Raw genomic sequence first — 26,122 nt, forward strand, 5'->3', positions numbered from 1 at the left:
AGACGGAAACAGTACTGGGTGAAAATGTTCCACATACTCGATAGTCAGTGCCTATCGTTATTCACCGCACCGGGAATTCGGTGAATTCGGCGCGTTGGTTGAACCTTCCGTGACGGGTCGGGGCCGGCGCACGGCGACACCGCGCAGCACGGTGTCGCGGACGTGTGTCGCCCCCGCCGGTACGCCGAGGTCACGCAGGATGTTCTCCGGAATCCACTGCAGCCCGATCACGCAGCGCGCCATCATCTCCGCGGGCGGGCCGCCGATGCGGAGCTCGCCGGACCGCCGGCCTTCGGACAGCAGGGATTTCATCTGGCGGACCCGGGTGGTGAAGGACCAGCCGGGGTCGGCGATGTCCGGCGGTGACTGCCGCAGCCAGGCCAGCTGGATCCTGAATTCGTCCGGAAACCGGTCCAGCGCATTGATGTTCACCCAGCCGAGGGCGTCCAGCTTCGCCAGCGGGGTCGAATCCGACCGCAGCACGGCCGTCCATCCGGCGCCCACCTTCTTGCCGAACGACAGCATGATCGACATCAGCAACTCGTCCTTGGAGCCGATCAGCCGGTAGGCGGTGCCGAGTGTGAGTCCCGCGGCCGCGGCGATGTCCCGGACGGTGGTCATTTCGTAACCGCGACGGCCGAATTCGGCCCTGGCGACGGCCCGGACATGAGCGGCCCGGTCGCTGGCGGCCGCCGCGTCGTCGGTCCACGTGGCGATCACCCGTTCGGCGGCCGCGAAGGCCGCGGAACCGTCCAGCGCCGCCGCCGCGGGTGACTCGGCGGCCAGCCCGTACAACAGGACGGTGCCGATCGCGGTGGCCACCTGATCGCTGGATGCCTTGTGCCGGATCACATCCAGGCCGACGTGCAGCATGCTCTGGCAGAACCGGTCGGCCAGCACCGGCAACTCCATCTCCGGGCGGATGTCCCCGGTCCGGCGGCCGGCCGCCAGCGTCTGCACCATCGCCTCGTGCGCGGTGGTCCACCGCCGCCCGGTCAGCGCGATCAGCTCGGGATCCGTACCCGGACCCTCGTAGAACGACATCTGGAGTGCGGCACGGTGTTCCACCGCGCAGCGCGCGATCTCCCGCCCCAGCTCGAGGATCCGGTCCAGCGGCGGCCGCGCCCCGCGCTCGCCGAGCCGTTCCAGGGCCACGGCGCCGACGCGATCGAGTGCGTCCCGGTACCGGCGGACCAATTCGACGAGAATTGCTTCCTTGGATTCGAAATGGTGGTACAGACTCCCCGGGAGAATTCCCGCCGCGTCGGCGATCTGTTGCAGCGAGGCGCGCAGGCCCGAGGACGCGATCACCGCATCGGCGGTCCGCAGGATCTCGGTACGGCGTGGCATCCCACGGGCCACACCCGGCTCAGCTCGGCAGATTCGCGACCAGATTCAGCACGGTGACCGTGTCCGTGCCGGTCTTGCGCAACCGCTCCGACGAACGGAAGCCGAGATCGACATCGGTGGCCCGGGCCCGCAGCGCGCCGACCGTCGATTGCTCGCGGGTGTTGTGCCCGAACAGATCGAACGAATACAGCCGCGCGGCATTCCGATGGGTGATCCGATCGATCTCGTCGTCGGACAGGCCCGCGAGATAGACGTCGAGGGTTTCCGGCGCCTGCGGCCAGGTCGAATCGGAATGCGGGTAATCGCATTCCCACGAGATCATGTCGAGGTTCAGCTCGTCCCGGCTCCGCACCCCGAATTCGTCGTCGATGAAACACAACGCGATGCGCTCGAGGAACACCTCGCTGGGCAGCCGGTCGCCGAAGTTCTGGTGGGTCCAGGCCCGATGCGTCTTGTACACCCGGTCGATCCGCTCCAGGAAATAGGGCACCCAGCCGATACCGCCCTCGGACAGGGCGAAGGTGAGGTCCGGGAATTTGCGCAGCGTCGGCGACCAGATCAGATCCGCGGCGGCGTTGACGATACTCATCGGCTGCAGGGTGATCATGGTGTCGATCGGTGCGTCCACGGAGGTGATGACCACCGACGACGACGAGCCGATGTGCAGATTCACCACCGTGTTCTCGTCGCTGCACGCCGTCCAGAACGGATCCCAGTGCGGATCGTGCAGCGACGGATAGTTCAGTTTGGTCGGATTCTCCGAGAAGGACACCGAATGGCAGCCCTTCCTCGCCAGCCGCCGGACCTCGTCGGCCATCAACTGCGGATCCCAGATGGGCGGCAGGCCGAGCGGGATCATCCGGCCCGGATACGCGCCGCACCATTCGTCCACGTGCCAGTCGTTGTAGGCGCGCAACACCGCGAGGCCGAGATCCCTGTCCTGCGCGCGGGCGAAGTACTGCCCGCAGAACTGCGGATAGGACGGGAAATTCATCGAGGCGGCGACGCCATTGGCGTTCATGTCCCGGATCCGCGCGTCGATGTCGTAGCAGCCCTCGCGGATCTCGCTGAATTTGGTGGGCTCCGCGCCGTATTCGTCCGGCGGGCGACCGGCGACGGCGTTGAGACCCACATTGGTGGCCTCCTGCCCCTCGAACACCCACGCGTCGGTACCGTCCGCGCGCTGCACGACCTTCGGCGCCCGATCCCGGTACTTCGCGGGGATGTGGTCGCGGAACATGCCGGGCGGTTCGACGAGATGATCGTCGACCGACACCAGCACCAGGTCGTTCATGTCCATGCCGTACTCCTTGTCTCGTGGACCGGGGCGACCGGCCGCACAGCACTTCCAGGCACGCGAGCCGCACGTCGAGTTCGCCGAGCCGCCGCAGGACGCCGGGACCCCCGGTCGCGGTCTCCGGCGGGGAGGAGAAATCCACGATCTTCCTTGCTCCATGAGACCGGTCGACCGACACATCGGCGATTGACCGCCGGTGATCCCGGACTCTACTTTGGAACATATTTTTGGTCAATACCGATCGCGCTCGGCGGCAAGGAGTCTCGATGGCAGACGACCACGCGCTGGACCGGCTCGCGCTGCTGGCCTCGGCGCTGGCGGGCCGGCCGCTGACGGTCACCGCACTGCCCCCGGGCACGCCGGCTCGGACCGACGGCCGGACGGTGTACCTCGACGCCACGGCCGCACCGCGGGTCCGGCTCGAAGCACTGGCCGTGCAGGCGTCGTTGCTGGCCGGCGGCGGGCTGGAACCCGAGATCGTCCGCCGGCTCGCCCGGCGGCGCCGGCTCACCGAACGGTATCTGGCGGTCGAGGGCCGGCGCGCGCTGCTCGCCAACGCGCGATTGCTGCCCGGCTCGATGCGGCTCGTACTCGAACCCTGCACTGCCGCAACGCCGCTCGATTCGCTGGCGATAGCCGCCGGCCGGTCGCATATCGCGAGCCCACCCGCCTGCTTCGGCGTGATCCGGCCGTCCGAGCTGCTGGCCGTCCACCGGGCGGCCGGGCGGACGGCCGACGGCCCCGCCCATCCGCCCCGGCGGCGATCCACCGCGGAACTTCCCGACTCGGACCAGGACGCGGACGCCGAACGCGATGCGGCCGATCCGTTCTCCAGCCCGGTGGGTGGCGGCGGCGCCCTCGGCCGGTTGCTGTCGCGGCTGACGAGCGCTACGAGACGGACCGGTCGCGGCGGCCCGCCCGGCGCGGACGCGCCGACACACGCCCGCCGCTCGGCGACCCGCGGCGCCGGTGCGGTGCGGTCCGCGGCGGCGACCGCGGACGACGCGGCGGGCGATGCCGGTGCGACGGGCACGCGCTACCCCGAATGGGACAGCCGCCGTGGGCGTTATCGGCCGGACTGGTGCACGGTGATCGAAACCGAGCCCACGGGAACCGAACCCGGGGCGCCCCCGTCCGGCGACCGGGCGATGCGCCGCTCGCTGGCCCGGCTCGGCCTGGGCTCCACGCGCCTGCGCCGCCGGCGCGACGGCGACGACATCGATGTGGACGCCGTCGTCGCGACGCGGATCGAGACGGCCACCGGCTCGACTCCCGACGATGCCGTGTATGTAGCGAATCTCCGTCGGCGCCACGATCTTTCGGTGCTCATCCTGCTGGACGTGTCGGGATCGGCCGCCGAGGCCGGCACCGGCGGGCGCACCGTGCACGAACAGCAGCGCGAGGCGGCCGCGGCGCTCGCCACCGCCCTGCACGAACTGGGCAATCGGGTCGCCGTGTTCGCGTATTCCTCGCGGGGCCGCGCGGCGGTGCACCTGACACCGGTGAAACGCTTCGAGGATCGGCTCGACGCCACGGCCATGGCCCGGCTGTACGGTCTGCGGCCGGGCGCCTATTCGAGGCTCGGGGCGGCGATCCGGCACGGCACGGCGACGCTGCGGGAGCGGTCGGGCACACCGCGGCGAGTGCTCGTCGTGCTGTCGGACGGCCTGGCCTACGACCACGGGTACGAGCGCGCCCACGGCGCCGCCGACGCGCGGAAAGCGCTCGCGGAGGCAGGTTCCGCGGGTATCGGCTGCCTGTGCCTGACCGTGGGAGCCGCCACCGATGCCACGGAGTTGCGGCAGGTGTTCGGCGCCGCGGCCCACGCGACGATCGGGCACCCCGAGCAGCTGGGCCGGCTCGCCGGGCCGCTGTTGCGACTCGCCCTGGACCGCGCGGACATTCGCCGCCGGCGCCCGGCATGACCGGCCGCCCCGGCCGGACCGGCGGATTTCCACCACCGCGAACGGTTGTATCAAATATCTGTTCCACGCTACGCTGTGGTCGGCCCGGGTCGGGGATCTGCGATCCGGGATGCATTGAAGGAGAAGCGATGTCTGGCATCGAGGCCGGCGCAACTTCCGGCACTCCCGCACGAGCGGTCCGCGTATGACGTCCTCCGCCGCCGCGCGACGAGCCCAGCCCGCCGCGACCGGGCGGCCCTGGTACGTCCCGGTGGCCAACGAGGAGGCGGTGTTCAAAGCCGCTCATCGCCAAGGACTCTCGATCGTCCTGAAGGGCCCGACCGGCTGCGGCAAGACCCGGTTCGTGGCGGCGATGGCCCACGAACTCGGGCGGCCGCTGATCACCGTCGCCTGTCACGACGATCTCACCACCGCCGATCTCGTCGGCCGATTCCTGTTGCGCGGCGGCGACACCGAGTGGGTGGACGGCCCGCTCACCCGGGCGGTGCGCGAGGGCGCCATCTGCTACCTCGACGAGGTGGTCGAGGCGCGGCAGGACACCACCGTCGTCCTGCACCCGCTGGCCGACCATCGGCGCGAACTACCGATCGAGCGGCTCGGGATCACCGTGCCCGCCGCGCCGGGTTTCGGCTTGGTCGCGTCCTACAACCCCGGCTACCAGAGCGTGCTGAAGGACCTGAAGGATTCCACCCGGCAGCGGATGGTGGCGATCGAGTTCGGCTTTCCGGCACCGGAAGTGGAGCAGCGCATCGTCGCCCGCGAGGCCGGCGTCGACGAGTCCACCGCGGCGATGCTCGTGCGGCTGGGCGCGGCGATCCGCCGGTTGCAGACCGGCGGGCTGCGCGAGGTCTCCTCCACCCGCGTGCTCGTCGCCGCCGGCCGCCTGATCGCCGAGGGACTGGATCCCCGCGAAGCCGCGGTGGCGGCCGTCGCCGGCCCGCTCACCGACGATCCGGCGATCACCCGCGGCCTGATCGAGATGATCGACGTGTACCTGGAGACCCCCGCCGGCTGAGCCCGATCGACGGCCGGCGGACCACTGTCCCCATCGAAAAACAAATATTCGTTCTCACCGGGCCCGAGTCCGGCGGGCCCCGAACATCTTCCGGGAGGTCACATGTCCTACGAAAGCGCCGCCGAGCCGATCAAGGTCGGCTACCTGATGGATTTCACACTGCCACCGGGTTTTCCGCAGGAGATGCGGGACGACTTCACCCGCTGCTTCGACCTCGTCTTCGAGGAGGCCCACGAGCAGGGCGTGCTGGACCGGCGCGTGCGGATGATCTACCGGGAGGTGGAGGGGCTGCCCAAGGGCAGCGTCAAGGCGGTCATCGATGCCTACGGCGAACTCGTCGACGAGGGCTGCCTGGTGGTCTTCGGCCCCAACATCACCGACAACGCCGTGCCCACCCGGGAGGCGATCGAGGAACGGTTCCGGGTACCGGCGATCAGCGTCACCGGCACCGACGACTGGCTCGGCGAGTGGACGTTCGCGTTCCCGCAGGGGTCGATGACCGACGAGCCGATCTTCCTCGTCGACCTGATCGCCAAACGCGGGATCACCGAGATCGGCGTGCTGTCCGAGCAGAGCCTGATCGGCGAGAGCTACCTGCGCAATCTCCGGGATGCCGCCCGCCGCAAGGGAATCCGGATCGTGGCCGAGTCCGTCATCGCGCAGACGGCGCAGGACATCACCGCCGCGGTGCGCACCCTGCACGAGGCGAAGGCCGAGGCGATCGTCCATCTCGGCTTCGGATTCGGCATCGTGTTCATCAATCCGGCGCTGGCGGCGGCAGGCTGGGATCCGCCGCGGTTCACCACCACCGCGTTCCAGAACGCCTGGGTCAACCCGGTCATGTGGAACGCCTTCACGGGCTGGATCGGCGTCGATCAATACGACGAGGGTAACCCGATCGGACAGGATTTCCTCGACCGCTACGCCCGCCGATACGACGGCCGGCGGCCCGAATACTGTGTGCCGGTGGTGAACCGCGATGTCGCGACCACCCTGGTCCGGGCCTTCGCCGACGCGCATCCGCTCAGCCCGCGCGGCGTCAAGGAGGCCCTCGAACGGGTCAAGATGCTGCCCGCCGCCTCCGGCGCGCCCGGCACCCGGATCTCACTCGGCAAGTGGACGCGACGGGCCTGGATGGGCGCCGGCTATCTGGTGGCCCGCACGCTCGACACCGACGGCGTCACTTCACATCTCGTCGACCGTTTCGGTCAGGAGTGAGCGGATGACCACCGGACCCGTGAAGGTCGCCACCGAATCCGGACCGCGCCGGTCGGTGTGGCCGGTGGTGTGGATCGCGCTCGCCGTCGCCGTGCTGCTCGTGATCGCCCACTACGCGCGGATCGGCGCGGTGTCGGCGCGGATCCGCACCCCCGGATTCCCGGACGGTCCCGCACCGCGCCCGGTCGATCCGCTGTTCGGATACCAGCACTGGGTGGCGCTGCTGCAGATCCTCACCGTCGTGATGATGATCCAGTTGATCGCGCTGCTCGGGTGGGGGATCCGCCGCCACCCGGGCCACCCCTACCTGCTGATGGGCGTCGTCACCACGCTGATCGTGTGGCAGGACCCGATCATGAACTGGTCGCCGTACGCGGTCTACAACCCCGATCTGGCGCACTGGCCGGAGGACTGGCCGCTGGTGTCGTTGTCGCCGACGGTCGAACCCTTCCTGGTGATCGGTTACGCCTCCTTCTATTTCGGCCCGTATTTCCTGGCGAATCCGGTACTGCGGCGGATCCAGGCCGCCCGCCCGGCGGATTCGTTCGCCTGGCGGCATCCGCTGATCTCGCTGGCGGTTCTGCTGCTGGTTTTCGGCTTCGTGGTGGACATGATCCTCGAGGTCACCCTGGTGCGCACCGGTATGTACATCTATTCGCAGGTCATCCCGTTCGGATCGATATTCCCCGGCCGCCCTTGGCAATTCCCGCTGCTGTGGGAATCGACGCTGGTGTGCCTGGTGATGATCCCGGCCGGCGTCCTGGTGTACCGCGACGACACCGGCCGCACCGTCGCCGAGAAACTCGCCCGCCGCGCACGGCTTTTCCCCGGACGGCCCGCGCTCGGCATGTTCGCGGTGATGTTCGTGATCGTCAACATCGCCTATCTCGCCTACGGTTTCGGCTTCCAGCTCATCAAGATCAGTGGCGCGGCCACCTCGGTCGCCTGCCCCTGGCCCTATCCGGAGGCCAAGGTGTACGACCCGCAGGGGGTCTACGAGCGCAACGGGCAGCCGGGGCCGTATTCGGCCGGTATCTGGTCCACCTGGATGAGCGGACAGCCGCACGGCCGTCCCGACGTGAGTCTCCCGGCCGGCGGTGGTCGCTGCGGACCGGCGGCGAACCATGGCTGAGACACGCAGCGTCGTCATCACCGGCGCCTCGCGCGGGCTGGGCCTGGCCTCGGCGGCACATCTCCACGCCCTTGGCTGGACCGTCGTGGCGGCCATGCGGTCCCCCGAAACCGGCCTGGATCGGCTACGCGCCGAAACCGGTGCGGCACCGGATGATCCGCGGCTGATCGGCGTCCCGCTGGACCTCACCGACCCTGCGTCGATCGCCGCGGCCGCGAAGACGGTCCTCGAACGAGTCGGCGCGCCGTACGCGGTCGTCCACAATGCGGGCATCTCGGCGGCCGGCATGGTGGAGGAAACGTCACTCGCGTTGTGGGAGAGGATGTTCGCGACCCACGTGCTCGGCCCGGTGGCGCTCACCCAGGCCTTGCTGCCCGCGATGCGCACGGCCGGACGCGGCCGGATCGTCCTGGTCTCCAGCGCCGGTGGCGTACGTGGAATGCCCGGCATCGCACCGTATTCCGCGGCCAAGGGCGCGCTCGAGCGCTGGGGCGAATCGCTGGCCGGGGAGATCGCGCCGTTCGGGCTCGGCGTCTCCATCCTGGTGACCGGCACCTACGACACCGACATCATCACCGACGCGGGCACCACCGACGATCGCGACTTCGCCGGACCCTATGCGCGCCTGCACGAATCGACCGACCGACGCGGCCGATTCGCCATCCGGTTCGCCCGCCCGCCCGCCCGCTTCGCCGCCGGCCTCACCAAGGCGCTCGACCACCGGGCTCCGTTCCGCCGCCGCCCCGTCGGTCCCGACGCCCGAATGCTGTTGCTCGCCAACCGGCTTCTGCCGCCGTCCGGGATGCACCAGCTGTCCCGGACGGCGATGGGCCTGCCGCGGCACGGCGCCCTGCGCTCCGCGGAACCCGCCACCCAGGAGAACGCCACCGATACCTGACACCTCGGCCGCCGCCCCCGAGCCGCCCATACCGATCGGCGGCGAACTCGCGGCCGCTCCGATCGACCGAAGGAGTAATCAGATATGCAACTGTTCGATGATCTCGCGGATTTCGGCGCCTTCGACGACGCGGTGTCGGGAAATGTGCGGGACCCCTATCCGGAATTGGCGCGGCAGAATCGCGACGAGCCGGTGCAGCGCATCGACCTCTCCGGCATGCCGGGCGAGGAGGGTAAACCGGTGTTCATCGTGTACCGGCACGAGGATATCATCACGATGCTGCGCGACAACGAGACCTTCTCGTCGGCGATCGTCATCAGCGCATTCGGCGACGTCCTCGGCAAACAGGTCATGCTCGGCATGGACGAGCCGCGGCACGGCCGCCATCGCGCGCTGGTGTCCAAGGCGTTCTCGGCGAAGGCCCTGGCCCGCTGGGAGGACGATCTGGTCGGCAGGGTCGGCGGCGAACTGATAGACGGTTTCGCGCCGCAGGGAAAGGCGGATCTGGTCAGGCAATTCACCTTTCCCTATCCGACCCAGATCATCGCCGGTCTGCTGGGCCTGCCCCGGGAGGATTTCCCGCAATTCCAGCGGTGGTCGATCTCCCTGCTCAGTTTCACCATGAATCCCGAACGCGGCAAGGCGGCCTCGGCGGCCCTGGTCGACTATTTCCGGCCGATTCTCGAGGCCCGCCGCGCGGAACCGCGCGACGATCTGATCAGCAGCCTGGCGCGGGCGCGGATCGACGGCGAGCAACTGACCGACGAGGAGATCTACTCGTTCCTCCGGTTGCTGTTGCCGGCCGGTATCGAGACCACCTACCGCGCACTGGGAAATCTGTTGTACGCCTTGCTGTCCCACCCCCAGCAATTCGAAGCGGTCAAGGCCGATCGGTCCCTGCTGCCGCAGGCGATCGAGGAGGCGGTCCGGTGGGACGCCCCGCTGCTCACGATCACCCGGGTGACGACCCGCGATACCGAATTGGCGGGTGTGCCGATCCCGGCGGGATGTTCGGTCATGCCCATGCTCGGCGCGGCCAACCGGCAGGAGGACCGGCACCCGCGACCGAACGAGTTCGACCTCTTCCGGTCGAGCACATCCCATGTCGGGTGGGGCCACGGTGTCCATGTCTGTCTGGGAATGCATCTGGCCCGCATGGAAATGCGGGCCGCGATGAATCTGCTGATCGACCGGCTACCGAATCTGCGGCTGGATCCGGCGGCCGAGGATGTGCACATCCGCGGTCAGGTGTTCCGCTCGCCCGCCGCGCTGCCGGTCGTATTCGACACTCCGGCAACCTGATCCGAACACACACCCGCTACCGGCTTCGAATCGACGGAGGACATATGACAGGGAGCCTGACCGGCAAGGTCGCGTTCATCACCGGCGCCGCTCGTGGCCAGGGCCGCGCGCACGCCGTGGCCATGGCGCGCGAGGGCGCGGACATCATCGCCGTCGACATCTGTCGGCAGATCGAGTCGAATCCGTATCCCCTCGCGACTCCGGAGGACCTCGACGAAACCGCCCGCGCCGTAGGCGAACTCGGCGGCCGGATCGTCGCCCGCATCGCGGATGTCCGTGAACGCCACGAACTCCGGGACGCCGTCGCGGCGGGCGTCACCGAATTCGGCAAGATCGATATCGTCGTCGCCAACGCGGGCATTCTCCCGATGGCGATGGGCAAACCGGATCCGATGCAGTTCGTCGACGCGAGTGATGTCGATCTGCTGGGCGTCCTGAACACCGTCGCGGTGTCGGTGCCGCATCTGCCCGACGGGTCCTCGATCATCGTCACCGGCTCGACCGCCGGCATGATCCGCGGCACCACCGACAATCCGAACATGGGGCCCGGTGGGGCCGGATACGGCTGGAGCAAACGCGTCGTCATCGAATACGTCGAGGAGATGAGCCTGCATCTGGCGCCGCGGATGATCCGCATCAACGCGATCCACCCGACCAATGTCAACACCGACCTCTTGCAGAACGACGGCATGTACAGCATGTTCCGGCCCGACCTCACCGCCGCGGGCAAACAGGCCACCCGCGAGGACGCCGAACCGTTGTTCACCATCTTCCAGGCCATGCCCATCCCCTATGTCGAACCGGAGGACATCGCGAACCTCGCGGTGTTCCTGGCCGGCGACAAGAGCCGCTACATCACCGGCCAGCAGATCCGCGTCGACGGTGGCTCACTGCTCAAGTGGCCCAACGGCCCGGGCAGGTAGCTGGAATTCCGCCTGCTTCGATCACCACTCCGATGACCGTTCGACTCTCCGTGAATTCTTTACTTCCGCGCACTATCCGCTGTCCCTACGGTCGAATCCGCCGCGGCGTGCCGCTCGGGCCGGGAAATACGGCCGCGGGTGGTCGAATTCGCGTGACCGGACACGAACGAGGAGTACCGACCATGACATTGGCACAGATCGAACATCGCGCGGATCGCGAGGCGAGCGCGGAGCGGGGCTATCGCGAGGCCGGTATCACCGTCGAGAAGCTCGGGCAGCACATCGGCGCGCGGATCGGCGGCGTGCAACTCGGTGGCGACGTGCCCGCCGAACAGGTCGAGGCGATCCGGCTGGCGCTGGCGATCAACAAGGTGGTGGTCTTCACCGAGCAGCATCACCTCGACGACGAGTCGCAATACGCGTTCGCCGAGCTGCTGGGAACGCCGACCACGCCCCATCCGACCGTCACCTCGCGTGGCACCCAGCTGCTGACGATCGACGGTGCGGCGAACAGCTGGCACACCGATGTGACCTTCGTGGACCGCATCCCGAAGGCGTCGATCCTGCGGGCGGTGACCCTGCCCGAATACGGTGGGGCCACCACGTGGGCGTCGACGGTGGCGGCGTACGAGCAGCTGCCGAAATCGCTGCGCGCGCTGACCGAGGAATTGTGGGCCACGCACAGCAATCTGTACGACTACGTCGGGCAGGCCGACCCCTCCGACGCGATCAATCAGGGAAAGACCGACCACTACCGGGAATTCACCAGCACCGAATACCAGACCCTGCACCCCGTCGTGCGGGTGCATCCGGAAACCGGTGAACGCGCCCTGCTGCTCGGCCATTTCGCGAAGGATTTCCGCGGCCTCACGACCGCCGAATTCCACACCCTGTACCAGTTGCTGCAGAACCGGATCATCAAATTGGAGAACACTTTCCGCTGGAATTGGCGGCTCGGTGATGTCGCGATCTGGGACAACCGCGCCACCCAGCACTACGGGATCGCGGATTTCGGCGACCGGAAGCGCGAACTGCATCGCATCACCCTCGCCGGCGACGTCCCGGTCGACGTCAACGGCGCCCACAGCCGGGTGATCCAGGGCGACGCCTCGCATTACAGTGCGATCCTACCCTCGCCGCGGCTCGAGGTGTTCGCCGCCTGACCGGCGGCGCGGAACCGGCCCGCCCGGATCTCGCGGATCGCACGGCCGCGCTCGATGCCCAGGTCAGGTATGAGTAACCTTGATACTGTTCGCTTCCGGGACGTGTACCGGTTCGGTCGCGGACGGACCGCATCGAGTTCCCGAATATCCGCGAGGAGTCCGCGCATGGCGAGCGCCGTCGAGTTCGATCCCGCCGACGGCGAGATCGCGACCGGCGCCGGCCGGCTCGCCACCCAGATCGCCCGGCGGATCGAGGAATCCGTGATCGGCCGGGGCTGGCCGGTCGGCGAATCGCTGGGATCGGAGAGCGAACTGCGCGCCCGTTACGGGGTGGGCCGGCCCGTGCTGCGCGAGGCCGTGCGGCTCGTCGAACACCATCAGGTCGCCCGGATGCGGCGCGGGCCGGGCGGCGGCCTGTTCGTATGCGCCCCGGACGCCGAACCGGCCACCCACGCCATGGTGATCTATCTCGAATACGTCGGCACCGGCAGCACGGATCTGATCGAGGCACGGTCGCTGCTGGAACCGGTCGCCGCGCATCTGGCGGCCGACCGCATCACCGAGGACGGGATCGGCACGCTGCGCGCCGCGCTGCGGGCGGAGCACGCGCATCTCGACGGCCCGGAGTGCTGGGCGCACGACCCGGTCCACGCGCTGATCGGCCGGTTGTCCGGAAATCCGTTGCTGCACTTGTTCATCGACGTGCTCACCCGGCTCACCACCCGGTACGCGCACGCCTCGAGCCGGCGGACGGCCGCGGAACTGGATGCGGCCCGGCAGGATTCGCACACCACCCATCGCGCGATCGGCGAGGCGGTGATCGCCGGTGACGGGGCCCGCGCGCAGGTCGCGCTGACCGCGCACCTCGAGCACCTCGCCGACTGGGTCGAGCCGCGCCGGGCGCACCGCCGCCCGCCGCTACCGGGCGCCGGATTCGATTGCGCCACAGCGCCGACCGGCAAGCTGGCCGAGGTCCTCGCGAGCCGGATCCACGACGACATCGCGGCGCGCGGCTGGCCGGTCGGCGACGTACTCGGTTCGGAGACCGACCTCGTCGCGCGCTACGGCATCAGCCGCCCGGCGCTCCGGGAAGCCGTGCGGCTGCTGGAATATCACTCGGTGGCCCGCATGCGGCCCGGCCCCGGCGGCGGGCTGATCGTCACCGAACCCGAACCGCAGGCCAGCGTCGACACGATCGCACTGCTGTTGGAGTACGAACGGGTCACCACCGGCGATTTCCGGATCGTGCGCGACGCACTGGAACTCGGCGTCGTCGGTAAGGTGACCGCGCGGCTCGCCGAAGCCGGCGGCGAACTGCCCGACCGGCTCGGCGCCGCGGCCGGCGAGCCGTGTTCGGGCCCGCCGCGCCCGTTCCACACCGAACTGGCCGCTGTGGCGGGCAATCCGGTTCTGACGCTGTTCCTTTCGATCGTGACGGAATTGTCGCACCGGCATCCGGCCGACGGCCCGCACGAGCCCCGCGACGAGGTCGCGCGCACCCATCACCGCATCCTCGACGCCATCCGGCGGGGCGACACCGCCCTCGCCTGGCATCGCATGCGGCGGCACCTCGGCGGCCGCACCGGCTGACCGGCATGCCACCGTATTCCCGGTGTGTGCCGGCCGCTGGAGTTTCGATCGGGAATTTACCGAATGGACGAATTCGAATGCCACTATTCACCGTAAGGCAAACCTCTGCCACGGCTTTGGGACGGATGACAATCGCGCCCGCCGCGGCAAAGAGAGCAATCACAGCGGTCGGTTTCCGGGACTTTCCCGGCGCCGGTGCCTCCGATACCACGGCCGCGGGTCCCATCTGCGAATACGTGGACAATCGGCAGGAATCGGACAGCAAGTTACCGGCGGGGCACGGCGCGTGCTCAAATATCGAGTGGGGACTCCAGCATTCGAAGGCACACTGTCGTGCCCGATTTCGGAGTTTCGGGAAAGGCCGAGCGACCGAAGGGATCACATCCTGATGAGCACATTCGAGAGCGCGATCAACGCCGACAAGCCGGCCTGGATGCTGGAAGGACTCGACATACCGGACGTCCGTTTCGCGGTCCTGTTGTCCGACGACGGACTTCGTATCGCGCACATCGGCGAGATCACCCTCGACAACGCGGAACGCTTCGCCGCCGCCGCGTCCGGGCTGCGTTCGCTGGGCAAGGCGCTGGGCGAATTCGCGGGCAATCTCACCAGCGTGCGGCAGAACATGACCGAGTACGAGGACGGCATGATCTTTATCACCGCGGTCGGCGACGGCGCGCTGCTCGGGGTCTCCACCACGCCCGACGCCGACGTGAACCTGATCGCCCACCGGATGAACGAACTGGCCCTCCGGGTGGGCAACGAACTGGGCAGCCGCACCCGTCAGCGGTGGGCGCAGCAGCTGCCGCCGGTGGCACGCCCCTAGCATCGGCGTAATCCGGACCCGCGCCGAACCGGTACGGCGGCGGACGCCGGGACGGCGCCTAGACGATCTTGGCGTCGATCAGCAGACGCCAGATCTCGCCCTGGTCGACGACCTCGACACCGAGCTTCTCCGCCTTGGTGAGTTTGCTGTCGCCGACTCCGGCGCCGGTGATCAGCAGATCGGTGTTCGCCGAGACCGAGGAAGCCGTTGTCGCGCCGGCCTTCTCGCACAGCCGCTGGAAGGTCGGCCGGGCGACCTTCTCGCCGGAACGCGGATCGGTGAGCGCGCCGGTGATCACCACCGTCTTGCCCGCCAGCGGCGCACCGGCGGCGACCACCGGCGGCAGATCCTCGGCACGCACGTCCAGCGACACCCCGGCGGCCCGCAGCCGTTCCAGTTCCGGCCGCAGGCGGGTGAGGTGCTCGATGAGCGACGCGGCCACCTTCGGGCCGATGTCCTCGACGGCGACGAGGCGTTCCTCCCCCGCGTCGGCGACCTCCTCCAGGGAACCGAATCCGGACCGGGCCAGCCGCGCGGCCGTACCGTCGGAGGCCATCGGGATCGCGAGACCGATCAGCGCCCGGCGCAGGCCCACCGCGCGGCTGGTATCGATCGACTCGATCATGCGCGCGGCCGAGACCTCGCCGATGCGATCGAATTCGAGCAGGCGCTCCTGGGTCAGCGTGTAGAAATCCGACGGATTCTCCAGAATGCCCGCCTCCGCGAGCCTTTCGATCCACACCGGGCCGATCGCATCGATGTCCGCGGCCGCGCGCGAGGCCCAGTGGATCAGCCGCCGGACCGTCTGCGCGGGACAGGAAGCGTTGGTGCAGAACAACTCCCGGCTGTTGCCCGATTCGGTCACGGGTTGCCCGCACGAGGGACACGCCGTCGGCGGGACGATCTCGCGCTCCTCGCCGGTGCGCCGGGAGGCGTCGAGCACGCCCGCCACGAACGGGATCACGTCGCCGGCGCGGCGCACCAGCACCGTGTCGCCGACCAGGATGTCGCGGGCGCGGATCACCTCCTGATTGGCCAGCGTCGCCTTCGTGACCGTGGTGCCGCCCACGAACACCGGCTCCAGCCACGCCACCGGGACGATCTTGCCCGTCTTGCCGACATCCCACACCACGTCCACCAGCAGCGTGGTCTTCTCCTCGGCGGCGAACTTGAACGCCAGCGCGCCGCGTGGACTGTTCGACCGGGTGCCCGCCGCGGCGTAGGCGTCGCGGTCGGCCAGCCGTAGCACGGCGCCGTCGATGTCGTAGTCCAGCTCGTTGCGGCCCGCCTCGATCGTGGTGATCGCCGCCTGCGCCTGCTCGGCGTCGGCGCACACCCGCATCTCCGCCCCCGCGACGCCCAGCGCGCGCAACCCCTCGCCCAGATCGACCGCGGCGCCGCCGGCGGAGGTGTCCAGGTCGAAACCGTGGAACTGCAACCGGCGTTCGGCCACCGTGGCCGGATCCTTGGCCCGCAGCGTGCCCGCCGCCGCGTTGCGCGGGTTGATCAGCGGCTTGTCCGGATGCGCGATGTTGTACGCGAGGAACGTCGAGCGCAGCATCACCGCCTCGCCGCGCACCTCCACCCGACCGGGCACCTCGATCCGCTCCGGAACGCCGTCGACCAGGGCGCGGACCAGCATCGTCACGTCGTCGCCGGTGGTGCCGTCGCCCCGGGTCACCGCGCGCACCAGCCGGCCGTCCTCGTACACCAGTGCCAGTGACAGACCGTCCAGCTTGGGCATCACGACCACCGGCTGACCGGGGAAACGATCGAAGAACGCGGCGACCTGCTCGGGCTTGGTCGCCTTCTCCAGCGACAGCATCGGCCGCGAATGCCGGATCGGCGCGTGCAACACCGCCGGCGCGCCGACCTGCTCCAGCGGATTCGGATCGGGCGCGAGATCCGGATGCGCCGCGATCAGCGCCCGCAACTCGTCCTCGACCGCGTCGTACTCGGCATCCGCGACCAGCGGCGAGCCCTGATAGTAGGCGTCGCGCAGCGCCACGATGCGCTCCGCGAGCTCTCGAATCCGTTCCCCAGTTTCCACAGGACCAGACGCTACCCAGCCCCACCGACACTCGGGGAACAGACCGGTCGTCACCGTCGGCGAGGCCGCGCCAGGGCACTGTTCGCCGAACCGCGGATGGCCCCGACACCCGGACGGCCGCGGCCCCGGCATCGCCCGAACGGGCTCAGGGAGAGGGGGCTCCCGCCGGTACGACGGCGATGTCGGCGGGGGCACATGTCCGGGTACCGGCCGGTACGAGCGCCGCGATCACATCGGCCCCGGAGTCGCGGTCGACCAGCCGGACCGCGTGACCGTCCGGATCGGCCAGGTGCCGATCGCCCCACTGCATCAGGCCCACCACCACCGGATACAGCTCCCACGCCTTGGCCGTGGGCAGGTATTCCAGCTGTTCCCGGCGGCCGTCCACCCGGTACGGCCGTCGCTCGGCCAGCCCCTCCTCGACCATCTCGGCGAGTCGCCGGCTCAGCACCGAGGTGGACACTCCGAGATGCTGCTGCATGTCCTCGAAACGCCGTACGTCGTTGAACATCTCGCGCAACACGAGCAACGTCCAGCGGCTGCCGACGACCTCCAGGGCCCGGACCAGCGGACAGTTGTCCAGGCCCACCGACGTCCACTCCATGCCGCGATTCTACCGGTTGAGTTCTCCATGAGAAGTCAGCTAGGGTCTGAGTTCTACAAGAGAACTCAGGAGGGCCATGAGCGACCGCTACGCCGCGCTGACCGTCGGCACCGCGCGGGGCGTCACCACCGTCACGATCGACCATCCCCCGGTCAACCTGCTCGACGAGATTCTGATCGCCGATCTGGACCGGCTGTACCACGACATCCGCGACGACCCGGACACCCGGGTTGTCGTGTTCACCAGCGCGGACCCGGAATTCTTTCTCTCCCACGGCGATATGCGGCTGGTGACGGATCCCGAGGCGCTGGCCGCCTACGCGCGGGGCCCGGCCCCCACCCTGTTCGCGCGCTACCGAGACCTGCCCCGGCCCACCATCGCGAAGATCGCGGGCCGGGTCCGGGGCGGCGGCGCTGAATTCCTGCTGTCGCTCGACATGCGTTACGCCGCAACAGATCACGCGTGGTTCGGCCAGCCCGAGGTGGCGCTCGGAATCTTCCCGGGCGGCAGCGGAACCCAACTGCTGCCACGGTTGCTCGGCCGCTCGCGCACGCTGGAAGTCGTTCTGGGCGGCGGACTCTACGACGCGCGCACCGCCGAACGATACGGCTGGATCGACCGCGCGCTGCCCGCCGCCGAACTCGACGAGTTCGTCGGCGATCTGGCCCGCCGCATCGCCGAGCAGCCACCGGACGCGGTGGTGGCGGCCCTGCGCGCGATCCGGGCCGCGTCGGAACTCCCACTCGACGAGGGGCTGGCCCGCGAGACCGAACTGCTGCTGCCATTGTTCACCGGAGACGATGCCCGGCAACGCTTTTCGGCGGTTCTGGCGGCCGGTGCGCAGACCCGCTCCGGCGAGCTCGAATTGGAGCGACTGATCGAACGGACGCGGGGCCCGGCGCCCGCCGGGTCCCGGCAGCCGTAGGCCGGACCTCGCTCAATCCTCGTGCGGCGGAACGCGATCGTGCGCGGTGAGCAGGAGGTGGTCGAAGGCGGTGGTGGCCGGCGGCGGCGGGACGGTGGGCAGCTCGGCGACCAGTTGCGCCGCGAAGTCGCGGAGTTTGACGTTGGTCTCCTGCGATCGCCACGCGAGCACCCGGAAGGCCTGATCGGCGGTGATGCCGTAGGTCCGCATGATCACGCCCTTGGCCTGTTCGATGACGGCGCGATGTTCGATGATCGCCCGGTTCTCGTCGGTGGTGTCGGCGAGGCCGGTGTCGAGCAGGGTGTCCGTAAGGTCGATGTGGTAACCGCTGACCCCGACCGCGGTGTCGTCCTCGTGGTGGAGCTGGTCGGTGACGACCATCACGGCGCGTTCCTCCCCGGCGGTGTCCACCATGCGGTGGCGGCTGGAGAACGGTTCACCGTGCTCGACCGTCGCGGTGATCAGGTCCGCGACCCGGGCGCGATCGTCGGGGTGGACGTGCGACAGCAGCAGCGTCGTCGACGGCTCGACGTCGCCGGGGGTGTAGCCGTGCATCCGGTACACCTCGGGCGACCATTCCCATCGCCGGGTGGCGAACCAGAAGGTGAACGCGCCGACGACCGGCCCGCTGTCGGCGTCACTGTCCGCCGTGACGTGCGCGGGGGTCTCGGGCGGGTTCGGTATGGTCATCGTGCTCATTCTCCGGCTGCGGGGCGGGGCGTGGACGTACCGGTCGAGTCTGCCACCGACGGGCCGGCGAACACCGGCCGGTCGAGCACCGGCACTGGATAAGCGCAGGTCGCCGATGTTCAGGGAGCATTCTATGCACAGTGCCCGGCCGGTCCCGCCGGTACTGCCGTCGCGGTCCGCCGCCGCTGTCGGCCGCTCACCGGCCGGCCGAGCGGGCCGGGGCCCGCCGCCCGCCGATCCGGCGGCGAAGTTGTTGCGTCACAGTCGGTTCCAGGAAATCACCGGTCGGCACGTCGGCGTAGAGGTCCTCGATCACGGCGGCGTAGTTGCGTTCGACCACCGCGCGGCGCACCGACATCTTCGGGGTCAGCTCGTCGTCACCGGGCAGCCAGAGATGATCGAGCAGGACGAACCGTTTGATCTGTTCCGGCCGCGAGACGGTGGCGTTGGCGGCCCGGACCGCGGCGACGATGCGGTCCCGGATGCCGGCCCGGTGCACGAGGTCCGCGACGTCCGCGGCGATCACGCCCTGGGTCCGGGCGTCGCTGCCGATGGCGTCACCGTCAAGCGTGATCAGCGCGACCAGATAGGGCCGGCCCTCGCCGACGACCACCACGGAACCGATCAGGAACGACGCCGCCCGCACGGCGTTCTCGATGAGCGCGGGCGCGATGTTCTTGCCGGAGTCGTTGATGATCATCTCGGACTTGCGGCCGATGATCCGCAGATTGCCCTCCGAATCCAGCCTCCCGAGATCGCCGGTCAGCAGCCAGCCGCCGGGAGTGAACGCCGCGGCGGTCCGCTCCCGGTCCCGGTGGTAGCCGCGCATCACCATCGGCCCGCGCAGCAGGATCTCGCCGTCGGCGGCCAGCGCGAGTTCCGTTCCGGGAACGACCTTTCCGACGGAACCGAGCGCGGGATCGGTCACCGTGGTGGAGGTGCTGACCCCGGCCGCCTCCGACAGCCCCCACACCTCGGTCAGCCGGATCCCCAGCCCGTGGAAGAACTCCAGGACCTCCGCGGAGATCGGCGCGGCGCCGGATGCCGCGAACCGCACCGCGTCCAGCCCGATCCGGCGCCGGATGCGGCCCAGCACAAGGGCTTCCGCGATCCGATGGTGCAGCCGCAGCAGCGGCCCGCACCCGGAGCCCCGTTCGGCGCGCGCGGTCCGGACGCCGACCCCGAGCGCCCATCGGGCCAGCCGGCGCCGCGCCCGGCGCGGATCGGTGGCCACGGCCCCCTCGATCGCGGCCTGTGCCTTGTGCCACACCCGCGGCACCCCGAACACCACCGTGGGGCGCACCGCGACCAGCGCCTCCGCGAATCGGTGTGGATCGGCGATCGGCACCACCCGCATGCCGCGCGCGATGTTCGCGTAGTGCGCGGTGACCCGGTCGGCGATGTGCGCGGCGGGCAGATAGGAGATGATGCGATCCGTGCCCCCGGTCGGCAACTCCTCGGCGAGCCCGGCCAATTGCGCGAGGATGTTGGCATGGGTCAGCTCGACCCCCTTGGGAGCGCCCGTGGTGCCCGACGTGTAGACGATCGTCGCCAGATCCTCCGGCCGCACCTGACGCCAGGTCGCGTCGAAATCGAAGCGCGGCAGTGGATTCCGCATCACGTCGGCGAGGTCGAGGGTCCCCGCCGCGGGCCCGTCGACACAGATCACGTGCGCGAACGCGATCCCGGTGTCCCGCACCACATCCAGGAATCGCCGCTCGGTGACGAGGATCCGGTTCCCGGCGTTCGCGCAGATGTCGGCGATCCGGGCGGCGGGCAGGGTCGCGTAGATCGAGAAGGGCGTCGCGCCGAGATGCAGTGCCGCGGTGTCGACGAGATGGAACTCGATGCGATTGGTCAGCAGCAACCCGATCGTCTCACCCCATTCCCGCAGCAGCGCCGCGAGACCCGCTGCGAGACGGCGCACTTCGTCGTCGTATTCGGCCCAGCTCACCACGATGTCCCCGGCCTGATCGCTCAGCGCGATCGCGTCCGGCCGCATCGACACCGTCGCCCGGAACGCTTCCGGGAGAGTCACGACCACCGCACCGGACGCATGCCCGAAAGTGACCAACGGACCGCGCCGGTGCAACATCGTCCACTCCACTGCCGATCCGATCTTGTAGAATCCATGTTAACTTAACCCGGCTGCGGCGTGGCCGGATCAGCGCATTCGGCACTGAATCGGCAACATTCGCGATCGCGCCGTCCGTACCGGGGCGCCACGGAAAGCCGAACCGGCCGAGAACAACCCGCGTTCCGTGGGACACTGCTGTCCATGACGCAGACCACCGTTGCGGTGTACGCGGTCGGCGAGGGTGGGGCCACCGGACAGCGGCTCGGCGCGGCCACCCTGGTCGACCCGGAATACGCTCTCGTCGATCCGCCGCTGAATCGGCAACTCGCGAACGACTTCCCGGCCCTGCGGGCCGGCGTGTTCGCCGCGGCGGAGGGCGTCGCCGAGGTGATCGACATCGCCCACATTCATGTGATTCCCGAAGCTCCGGAACTTGTTCTGCTGCAACTGGTTTCGGCGTCGGCCGCCCCGGCGCGCGACATGCCGATCGTACCCGGGCGGAACGAGGGCGGCGTCCCCTCTCCGGAGCCCACCCGGGCGGAGGTCATCGCCGCCCTGCGCCTGGTGCTCGCCGACGCACCGCCACCACCGCCTGCCGGATCGCCCGTATCCTTCGTCAACGACCCCATCCGGTGGCTGCTGCACCTGTTCGGCAACGACTGAGCGGCCGCCTTCTCCGAAGCCGCGAACCCCGGCCCGGCCCGTGGGACACTCGGGAACATGAGGGGGCACGAGCCGGCGGCCGCGAACGAGCCCGCGCCGCAGCGCGATTCGGCACGCACGCGAATTCGCGCCGCCCGCGACCGAAATCGCCCGGCCGCGACCGAGCCGCGACCATCGGCGCCGTCGCGGCCCGTGCTCCTGCTCCGGCGGCTCGCCGATGTGCTGCTGGTCGCGGTGGCCGGCGGCGTGGACATGGCGGTCTGGGGTGGGGCACACCGCGATCTGACCGGCGGCGGCCGCGTGGCGGGCTGGCTGCTGCCGGTGCTCACCGTCGTCCTGTGCGGCGCCCTGCTGCTGCGGAATCGGTTCCCGCTCACGGTGTGGGTGGCGACCTGGCTCTACACCGGCGTCAATCTGCTTGTGCCGCAATACTATCCGTTCGCCTATCTGCTGGTCGCGACGTATGTGGTGGCGCGGCGGGTGCCGGGCCCGGCCGCCCGCCTGGTCTTCGTCGCCTCGGCCCTGCCGCTGACCCTGTTCAGCTATCGCTCCGAACAATCCGCGGCCGAACACGGCGTGGGCGGTTTCGCGCCCGCCCTCACCCTCTGGGCGATCATCCTCGCCGTCGCGTGGGGCCTCGGCCGGCTCGTCCACTCCCGCGAGCAGCACGCTCGCGCCGAACGGGAACGACTGCTGGCCGCCGCGGAACAGGCCCTCGCCGAACAGCGGTTGCGGCTGGCGCGGGAACTGCACGACAGCGTCTCGGGCGCGGTCGCCGGCATGATCCTGCACGCCGGCGCCGCACGCGCCCTGGCCACCGGCGCGGACCCCCGGGTGGGCCGGGCGTTGCAGGTCATCGAGCAGGCGGGCGCCCAGGCCATGACCGAATTGCACTCGATGCTGGGCCTGTTGCGGTCGTCCGACGCGGAACCGCCGCCGGTCCGGTTCGCCGAGGTCGAGCACCTGCTCGACACCGCGCGCCGAGCCGGGCTGCGAGTACGCAGCGAGGTCAGCGGCCGGGCCCGGCCGCTACCGCCGGAGGCCGACCTGGCGGCGTACCGCACGGTCCAGGAATCGCTGACCAACGCGACCAAACACGCGGGCCGGAACGCGTCGGTGGCGCTGGGCATCACGTGGACCGAGGCCGACCTGCGCCTCACCGTCCGCAGCCGCGGCCACGGTGCGCCACCCGCCCCGGCGGCCCTGTCGTCCGGCACCGGCCTGCGCGGACTGCGCGAACGCCTCGACGCCCTGGGCGGCGAACTGCGGTACGGCCCCGAGGGCGACGACTGGTGCGTGCACGCGACCCTGCCCGCGACCCCGGGCGACCACCCCCTCGCGACGCCCTGACCCGCGGCCGGGGTCAGACCTCGAGCTCCGCCCGCCTGACCGGTCAGGCCAGGGTCGCCAGGCCCTCGGCGAGCGGGGCGAGCACGTCCGGGCTGTGCGGCGGCGCCAGATAGACAATCGCCAGATCCAGGCCCTCGGCCCCCAGCGCCGCGATCTGTTCCAGCGCCGGGCCGATCTCGCCGTCCTCGCCCAACCGGATGTGGCTGGACAGTGTGATCTCCGCCGGGTCACGGCCCACATCGGCGCAATGCTGGTGCAGCACATCGCGTTTGCGCGCGAACTCGGCCGCGGTGCCGCCCACGAAGTTCCAGTGCTGCGCGAACCGGGCCGCCGTGCGCAGGGTCCGCTTCTCACCGCTGCCACCGATGCAGATCGGCGGATGCGGCCGCTGCGGCCCCTTCGGCTCGTTGCGGGCCTCGGTCAGCTGATAGAACCGGCCCTCGAAAGTGGTGGTCGGCTCGCTCAGCAGTCCGACGAGCACCTCGCACGCCTCCTCGAACCGATCGCTGCGGTCGCGCAGGCTGCCGAGTTCGATGCCGTAGGCGCCGGACTCCTCCTCGTTCCAGCCCGCGCCGATCCCCAGCTCGAGCCGGCCGCCCGAGACGATGTCCAGGGTGGACGCCATATTCGCCAGCACCGCCGGATGCCGGTAGTGGACGCCCGTGACCAGCGTCCCCAGCCGCAACCGGCTCGTGGCCTGCGCCAGCGCGGTCAGGGTCACCCACCCCTCCATACAGGGGCCGGTCGGATCGGAGAAGATCGGGTAGAAGTGGTCGAAATTCCAACCGGATTCGAAGATCTCGATCCCGTCGGCCTCCCGCCACACGGCCAGCATGTCCGCCCATGTCGTATTCTGCGGCGATGTCTTGAAACCGAAGCGCATCCGCACAGCCTAGGCGGCGGCGCCTCGCCGGGCCGGGCCACACACCGCCGCCCGCCCGCTACGGCAGCGTGTCGCCGCTGGTCGGGGGGTTCTGCCGGTACCCGGAACAACAGGGACTCCCCCGTCCGGCGAGCACGCGGTTTGCTGGACACAGCGCACCGAGCCCTCGAACAGGAGATATATGCGAGGCACCGTTCTGCACGCCCCCGGCGACATCCGCTTCGAGGACCGTCCCGATCCACGCCTCGAACAGCCCACCGACGCGATCATCCGCACCGTCGCGACCTGCGTCTGCGGCTCCGACCTGTGGAACTACCGCGGCATCAACGACGTCACCGGGCCGCTGACGATGGGCCACGAATACGTCGGTGTCGTCGAGGAGGTCGGCGACGCCGTCACCACCGTACGACCGGGTCAATTCGTCGTCGGCGGGTTCGCCTACTCGGACAACACCTGTCCCAACTGCCGCTACGGGTACCAGTCCACCTGTGTGCACGGCGGCTTCTTCAACACCTGCCAGGCCGAGGCCGTCCGCATTCCGCTGGCCGACGGCACGCTCATCGCGCTGCCCGAGCATCCCGACAGCGCAATGATTCCGGCGCTGCTGGCCCTGTCGGATGTGATGGGCACCGGCTGGTACGCCGCCGTCGCCGCCGACGTGCGGCCCGGCGACACCGCGGTCGTGGTCGGCGACGGCGCCGTCGGACTGTGCGCGGTCCTGGCCGCGAAGGAACTCGGCGCCGAACGCGTCATCGCCATGAGCCGCCACGAGTCCCGGCAGAAACTGGCCCTGGACTTCGGCGCCACCGACCTGGTCACCGAACGCGGCGACGACGGCGTCGCGATGATCAAGGACCTGACCGGCGGCGTCGGCGCCGACGCGGTGCTGGAATGCGTCGGCACCGGCGAATCCCTCGCCCAGGCCCGGCACGCCGCCCGCGCCGGTGGCCGCGTCGGTTTCGTCGGCGTCCCGCACGGCGCGGACTTCCCGGCCACGGAACTGTTCCGCTCCCACATCGCGCTGCGCGGCGGCGCGGCGCCGGTGCGGCGGTTCCTGCCCGACCTCATCGAGAGGGTCCTCGGCGGCCGCATCGACCCCGGCAAGGTGTTCGACCTCACGCTCCCCCTCGACCGGGTCGCCGAGGGCTACCGTGCCATGGACGAACGCCGCGCGATCAAGACCCTCCTGCTCCCCTGACCCGAGAAAGGATCCCTTCGCCGTGAAGAATGTGAAACTCGGTGGCCGACTGGAGGTTTCCCGCCTCGGGCTCGGCACGATGGGAATGTCGTTCGCCTACACCGGCGCCGGCAGCGACGACGCCGAATCGGTCCGCACCATTCACCGCGCCCTCGATCTGGGTGTCACGCTGATCGACACCGCCGAGGTCTACGGCCCGTACCGCAACGAGGAGCTGGTCGGCCGGGCGCTGCGCGGCCGGCGCGACGAGGCGGTGCTCGCCACCAAATTCGGCATGATCTCCCACACCGGCCGCGACGCCGGCGTCCTCGACAGCAGCCCGGCGAGTGTCCGCGCGGCCGTCGACGGCTCCCTGAGCCGGCTGGGCACCGACTACATCGACCTCTACTACCAGCACCGCGTCGACCCGGCCACCCCGATCGAGGACACCGTCGGCGCCCTCGCGGACCTGGTCGCCGCCGGCAAGATCCGCCACATCGGCCTGTCGGAGGCGGGCCCGAACACCATCCGCCGCGCCCACGCGATCCACCCGATCACCGCGCTGCAATCGGAATACTCGCTGTGGACCCGCGACCCCGAACCCGAAACCCTGCCCGTGCTACGGGAACTCGGCATCGGCTTCGTCGCCTACTCCCCGCTGGGCCGCGGATTCCTCACCGGCACGATCCATTCGACCGACGACTTCGACGCGACCGACAACCGTAAGTCCAATCCCCGCTTCACCGGCGACAACTTCACCACCAATCTCCGTCTCGCCGAAGAGGTCCGGCAGATCGCCACCGATGCCGGCGTCACCCCCGCGCAGATCGCGCTCGCCTGGCTGCTGTCCCGCGGCGACGACATCGTGCCCATCCCGGGCACCAAACGCGTGTCCCGCCTGGAGGAGAACGCCGCCGCCGCCGACCTCACCCTCACCCCCGAGCAACTCACTCGCCTGGACAGCCTCACGCCGCCCGCGGGTGATCACCACAACGAGGCCCAGATGCGCATGATCGAACGCTGATCCGGTGGCCGGCGGCGCCCCGGCGGGCGCCGCCGGCCCG

22 protein-coding genes are annotated in these 26,122 nt (G+C 69.8%); 15 read left to right on the plus strand and 7 right to left on the minus strand.

Going from position 1 to position 26,122, the window contains the following annotated elements:
- Nucleotides 1-57: 57 nt before the first annotated feature.
- Both NRB56_RS14975 and NRB56_RS14980 read right to left on the minus strand, forming a co-directional pair.
- Nucleotides 58-1,350, minus strand: a complete 1,293-nt coding sequence (locus tag NRB56_RS14975; protein ID WP_153342539.1) for a TetR/AcrR family transcriptional regulator — start codon at nucleotides 1,348-1,350, stop codon at nucleotides 58-60.
- Nucleotides 1,351-1,369: 19 nt separating this feature from the next.
- Nucleotides 1,370-2,650, minus strand: a complete 1,281-nt coding sequence (locus tag NRB56_RS14980) for an amidohydrolase family protein (RefSeq protein ID WP_153342541.1) — start codon at nucleotides 2,648-2,650, stop codon at nucleotides 1,370-1,372.
- A 263-nt stretch (nucleotides 2,651-2,913) separates the two neighbouring features.
- Here NRB56_RS14980 and NRB56_RS14985 point away from each other — a divergent pair, with 263 nt between their 5' ends.
- The 10 genes from NRB56_RS14985 to NRB56_RS15030 all read left to right on the plus strand — a co-directional run bounded on the left by NRB56_RS14985 (nucleotide 2,914) and on the right by NRB56_RS15030 (nucleotide 14,639).
- Nucleotides 2,914-4,572 (plus strand): nitric oxide reductase activation protein NorD, encoded by a 1,659-nt coding sequence (locus NRB56_RS14985; RefSeq protein WP_153342542.1) that lies wholly within the window; start codon nucleotides 2,914-2,916, stop codon nucleotides 4,570-4,572.
- A gap of 184 nt (nucleotides 4,573-4,756) precedes the next feature.
- On the plus strand, nucleotides 4,757-5,587 hold the full coding sequence (locus NRB56_RS14990; protein ID WP_153342544.1) for a CbbQ/NirQ/NorQ/GpvN family protein: 831 nt from the start codon (nucleotides 4,757-4,759) through the stop codon (nucleotides 5,585-5,587).
- 102 nt (nucleotides 5,588-5,689) lie between these two features.
- Entirely contained in the window at nucleotides 5,690-6,805 is a 1,116-nt protein-coding gene (locus NRB56_RS14995; protein ID WP_153342546.1) for an ABC transporter substrate-binding protein, read from the plus strand.
- Nucleotides 6,806-6,809: 4 nt separating this feature from the next.
- A complete protein-coding gene (locus tag NRB56_RS15000; RefSeq protein WP_153342548.1) occupies nucleotides 6,810-7,937 on the plus strand; it encodes a spirocyclase AveC family protein in 1,128 nt (375 codons plus the stop codon).
- Nucleotides 7,930-8,835 (plus strand): SDR family oxidoreductase, encoded by a 906-nt coding sequence (locus NRB56_RS15005; RefSeq protein ID WP_153342550.1) that lies wholly within the window; start codon nucleotides 7,930-7,932, stop codon nucleotides 8,833-8,835. The genes NRB56_RS15000 and NRB56_RS15005 overlap by 8 nt, the downstream gene beginning before the upstream one ends.
- An 84-nt stretch (nucleotides 8,836-8,919) precedes the next feature.
- On the plus strand, nucleotides 8,920-10,137 hold the full coding sequence (locus NRB56_RS15010) for a cytochrome P450 (protein WP_153342552.1): 1,218 nt from the start codon (nucleotides 8,920-8,922) through the stop codon (nucleotides 10,135-10,137).
- A 44-nt stretch (nucleotides 10,138-10,181) separates the two neighbouring features.
- Entirely contained in the window at nucleotides 10,182-11,060 is an 879-nt protein-coding gene (locus NRB56_RS15015; RefSeq protein WP_153342554.1) for a mycofactocin-coupled SDR family oxidoreductase, read from the plus strand.
- Between the two features lie 182 nt (nucleotides 11,061-11,242).
- On the plus strand, nucleotides 11,243-12,223 hold the full coding sequence (locus NRB56_RS15020) for a TauD/TfdA dioxygenase family protein (protein ID WP_153342556.1): 981 nt from the start codon (nucleotides 11,243-11,245) through the stop codon (nucleotides 12,221-12,223).
- A gap of 165 nt (nucleotides 12,224-12,388) precedes the next feature.
- Nucleotides 12,389-13,813, plus strand: a complete 1,425-nt coding sequence (locus tag NRB56_RS15025; RefSeq protein ID WP_153342558.1) for a FadR/GntR family transcriptional regulator — start codon at nucleotides 12,389-12,391, stop codon at nucleotides 13,811-13,813.
- 388 nt (nucleotides 13,814-14,201) lie between these two features.
- The gene (locus NRB56_RS15030) at nucleotides 14,202-14,639 is read left to right on the plus strand and encodes a roadblock/LC7 domain-containing protein (RefSeq protein ID WP_153342560.1); all 438 of its coding nucleotides are present in this window, start codon (nucleotides 14,202-14,204) and stop codon (nucleotides 14,637-14,639) included.
- A gap of 58 nt (nucleotides 14,640-14,697) precedes the next feature.
- On the opposite strand, the gene ligA is transcribed toward NRB56_RS15030, so the two are convergent.
- Together ligA and NRB56_RS15040 are read right to left on the minus strand one after the other, a co-directional pair.
- Nucleotides 14,698-16,689: an NAD-dependent DNA ligase LigA gene (gene ligA / locus NRB56_RS15035; protein WP_319943024.1), complete on the minus strand. Its 1,992-nt coding sequence runs from the start codon at nucleotides 16,687-16,689 to the stop codon at nucleotides 14,698-14,700.
- Nucleotides 16,690-16,834: 145 nt separating this feature from the next.
- A complete protein-coding gene (locus NRB56_RS15040; RefSeq protein WP_153342562.1) occupies nucleotides 16,835-17,293 on the minus strand; it encodes a winged helix-turn-helix transcriptional regulator in 459 nt (152 codons plus the stop codon).
- Between the two features lie 76 nt (nucleotides 17,294-17,369).
- On the opposite strand from NRB56_RS15040, the gene NRB56_RS15045 reads away from it, so the two are divergent.
- On the plus strand, nucleotides 17,370-18,218 hold the full coding sequence (locus NRB56_RS15045; RefSeq protein WP_153342563.1) for an enoyl-CoA hydratase/isomerase family protein: 849 nt from the start codon (nucleotides 17,370-17,372) through the stop codon (nucleotides 18,216-18,218).
- Nucleotides 18,219-18,230: 12 nt separating this feature from the next.
- On the opposite strand, the gene NRB56_RS15050 is transcribed toward NRB56_RS15045, so the two are convergent.
- On the minus strand, nucleotides 18,231-18,908 hold the full coding sequence (locus NRB56_RS15050; RefSeq protein WP_153342565.1) for a PAS and ANTAR domain-containing protein: 678 nt from the start codon (nucleotides 18,906-18,908) through the stop codon (nucleotides 18,231-18,233).
- 196 nt (nucleotides 18,909-19,104) lie between these two features.
- Nucleotides 19,105-20,946 (minus strand): AMP-dependent synthetase/ligase, encoded by a 1,842-nt coding sequence (locus NRB56_RS15055; RefSeq protein WP_319943025.1) that lies wholly within the window; start codon nucleotides 20,944-20,946, stop codon nucleotides 19,105-19,107.
- A gap of 240 nt (nucleotides 20,947-21,186) precedes the next feature.
- Between NRB56_RS15055 and NRB56_RS15060 the strand changes: the two genes are divergently transcribed.
- Both NRB56_RS15060 and NRB56_RS15065 read left to right on the plus strand, forming a co-directional pair.
- Nucleotides 21,187-21,648: a hypothetical protein gene (locus tag NRB56_RS15060; RefSeq protein WP_153342569.1), complete on the plus strand. Its 462-nt coding sequence runs from the start codon at nucleotides 21,187-21,189 to the stop codon at nucleotides 21,646-21,648.
- A 57-nt stretch (nucleotides 21,649-21,705) separates the two neighbouring features.
- On the plus strand, nucleotides 21,706-22,998 hold the full coding sequence (locus tag NRB56_RS15065; protein ID WP_153342571.1) for a sensor histidine kinase: 1,293 nt from the start codon (nucleotides 21,706-21,708) through the stop codon (nucleotides 22,996-22,998).
- A 43-nt stretch (nucleotides 22,999-23,041) separates the two neighbouring features.
- Here NRB56_RS15065 and NRB56_RS15070 read toward each other — a convergent pair whose 3' ends face one another.
- Entirely contained in the window at nucleotides 23,042-23,881 is an 840-nt protein-coding gene (locus tag NRB56_RS15070; protein WP_153342573.1) for an LLM class F420-dependent oxidoreductase, read from the minus strand.
- 181 nt (nucleotides 23,882-24,062) lie between these two features.
- On the opposite strand from NRB56_RS15070, the gene NRB56_RS15075 reads away from it, so the two are divergent.
- Both NRB56_RS15075 and NRB56_RS15080 read left to right on the plus strand, forming a co-directional pair.
- The gene (locus NRB56_RS15075; RefSeq protein ID WP_153342575.1) at nucleotides 24,063-25,079 is read left to right on the plus strand and encodes a zinc-dependent alcohol dehydrogenase family protein; all 1,017 of its coding nucleotides are present in this window, start codon (nucleotides 24,063-24,065) and stop codon (nucleotides 25,077-25,079) included.
- A 22-nt stretch (nucleotides 25,080-25,101) separates the two neighbouring features.
- Nucleotides 25,102-26,082 carry an aldo/keto reductase gene (locus NRB56_RS15080; protein WP_319943026.1) on the plus strand — a complete coding sequence of 327 codons (981 nt, stop codon included), beginning with the start codon at nucleotides 25,102-25,104 and terminating at the stop codon, nucleotides 26,080-26,082.
- The last annotated feature ends 40 nt before the right edge of the window (nucleotides 26,083-26,122 follow it).

The sequence above is a fragment of the Nocardia aurantia genome (assembly GCF_009604425.1).
Taxonomy (GTDB): domain Bacteria; phylum Actinomycetota; class Actinomycetes; order Mycobacteriales; family Mycobacteriaceae; genus Nocardia; species Nocardia aurantia.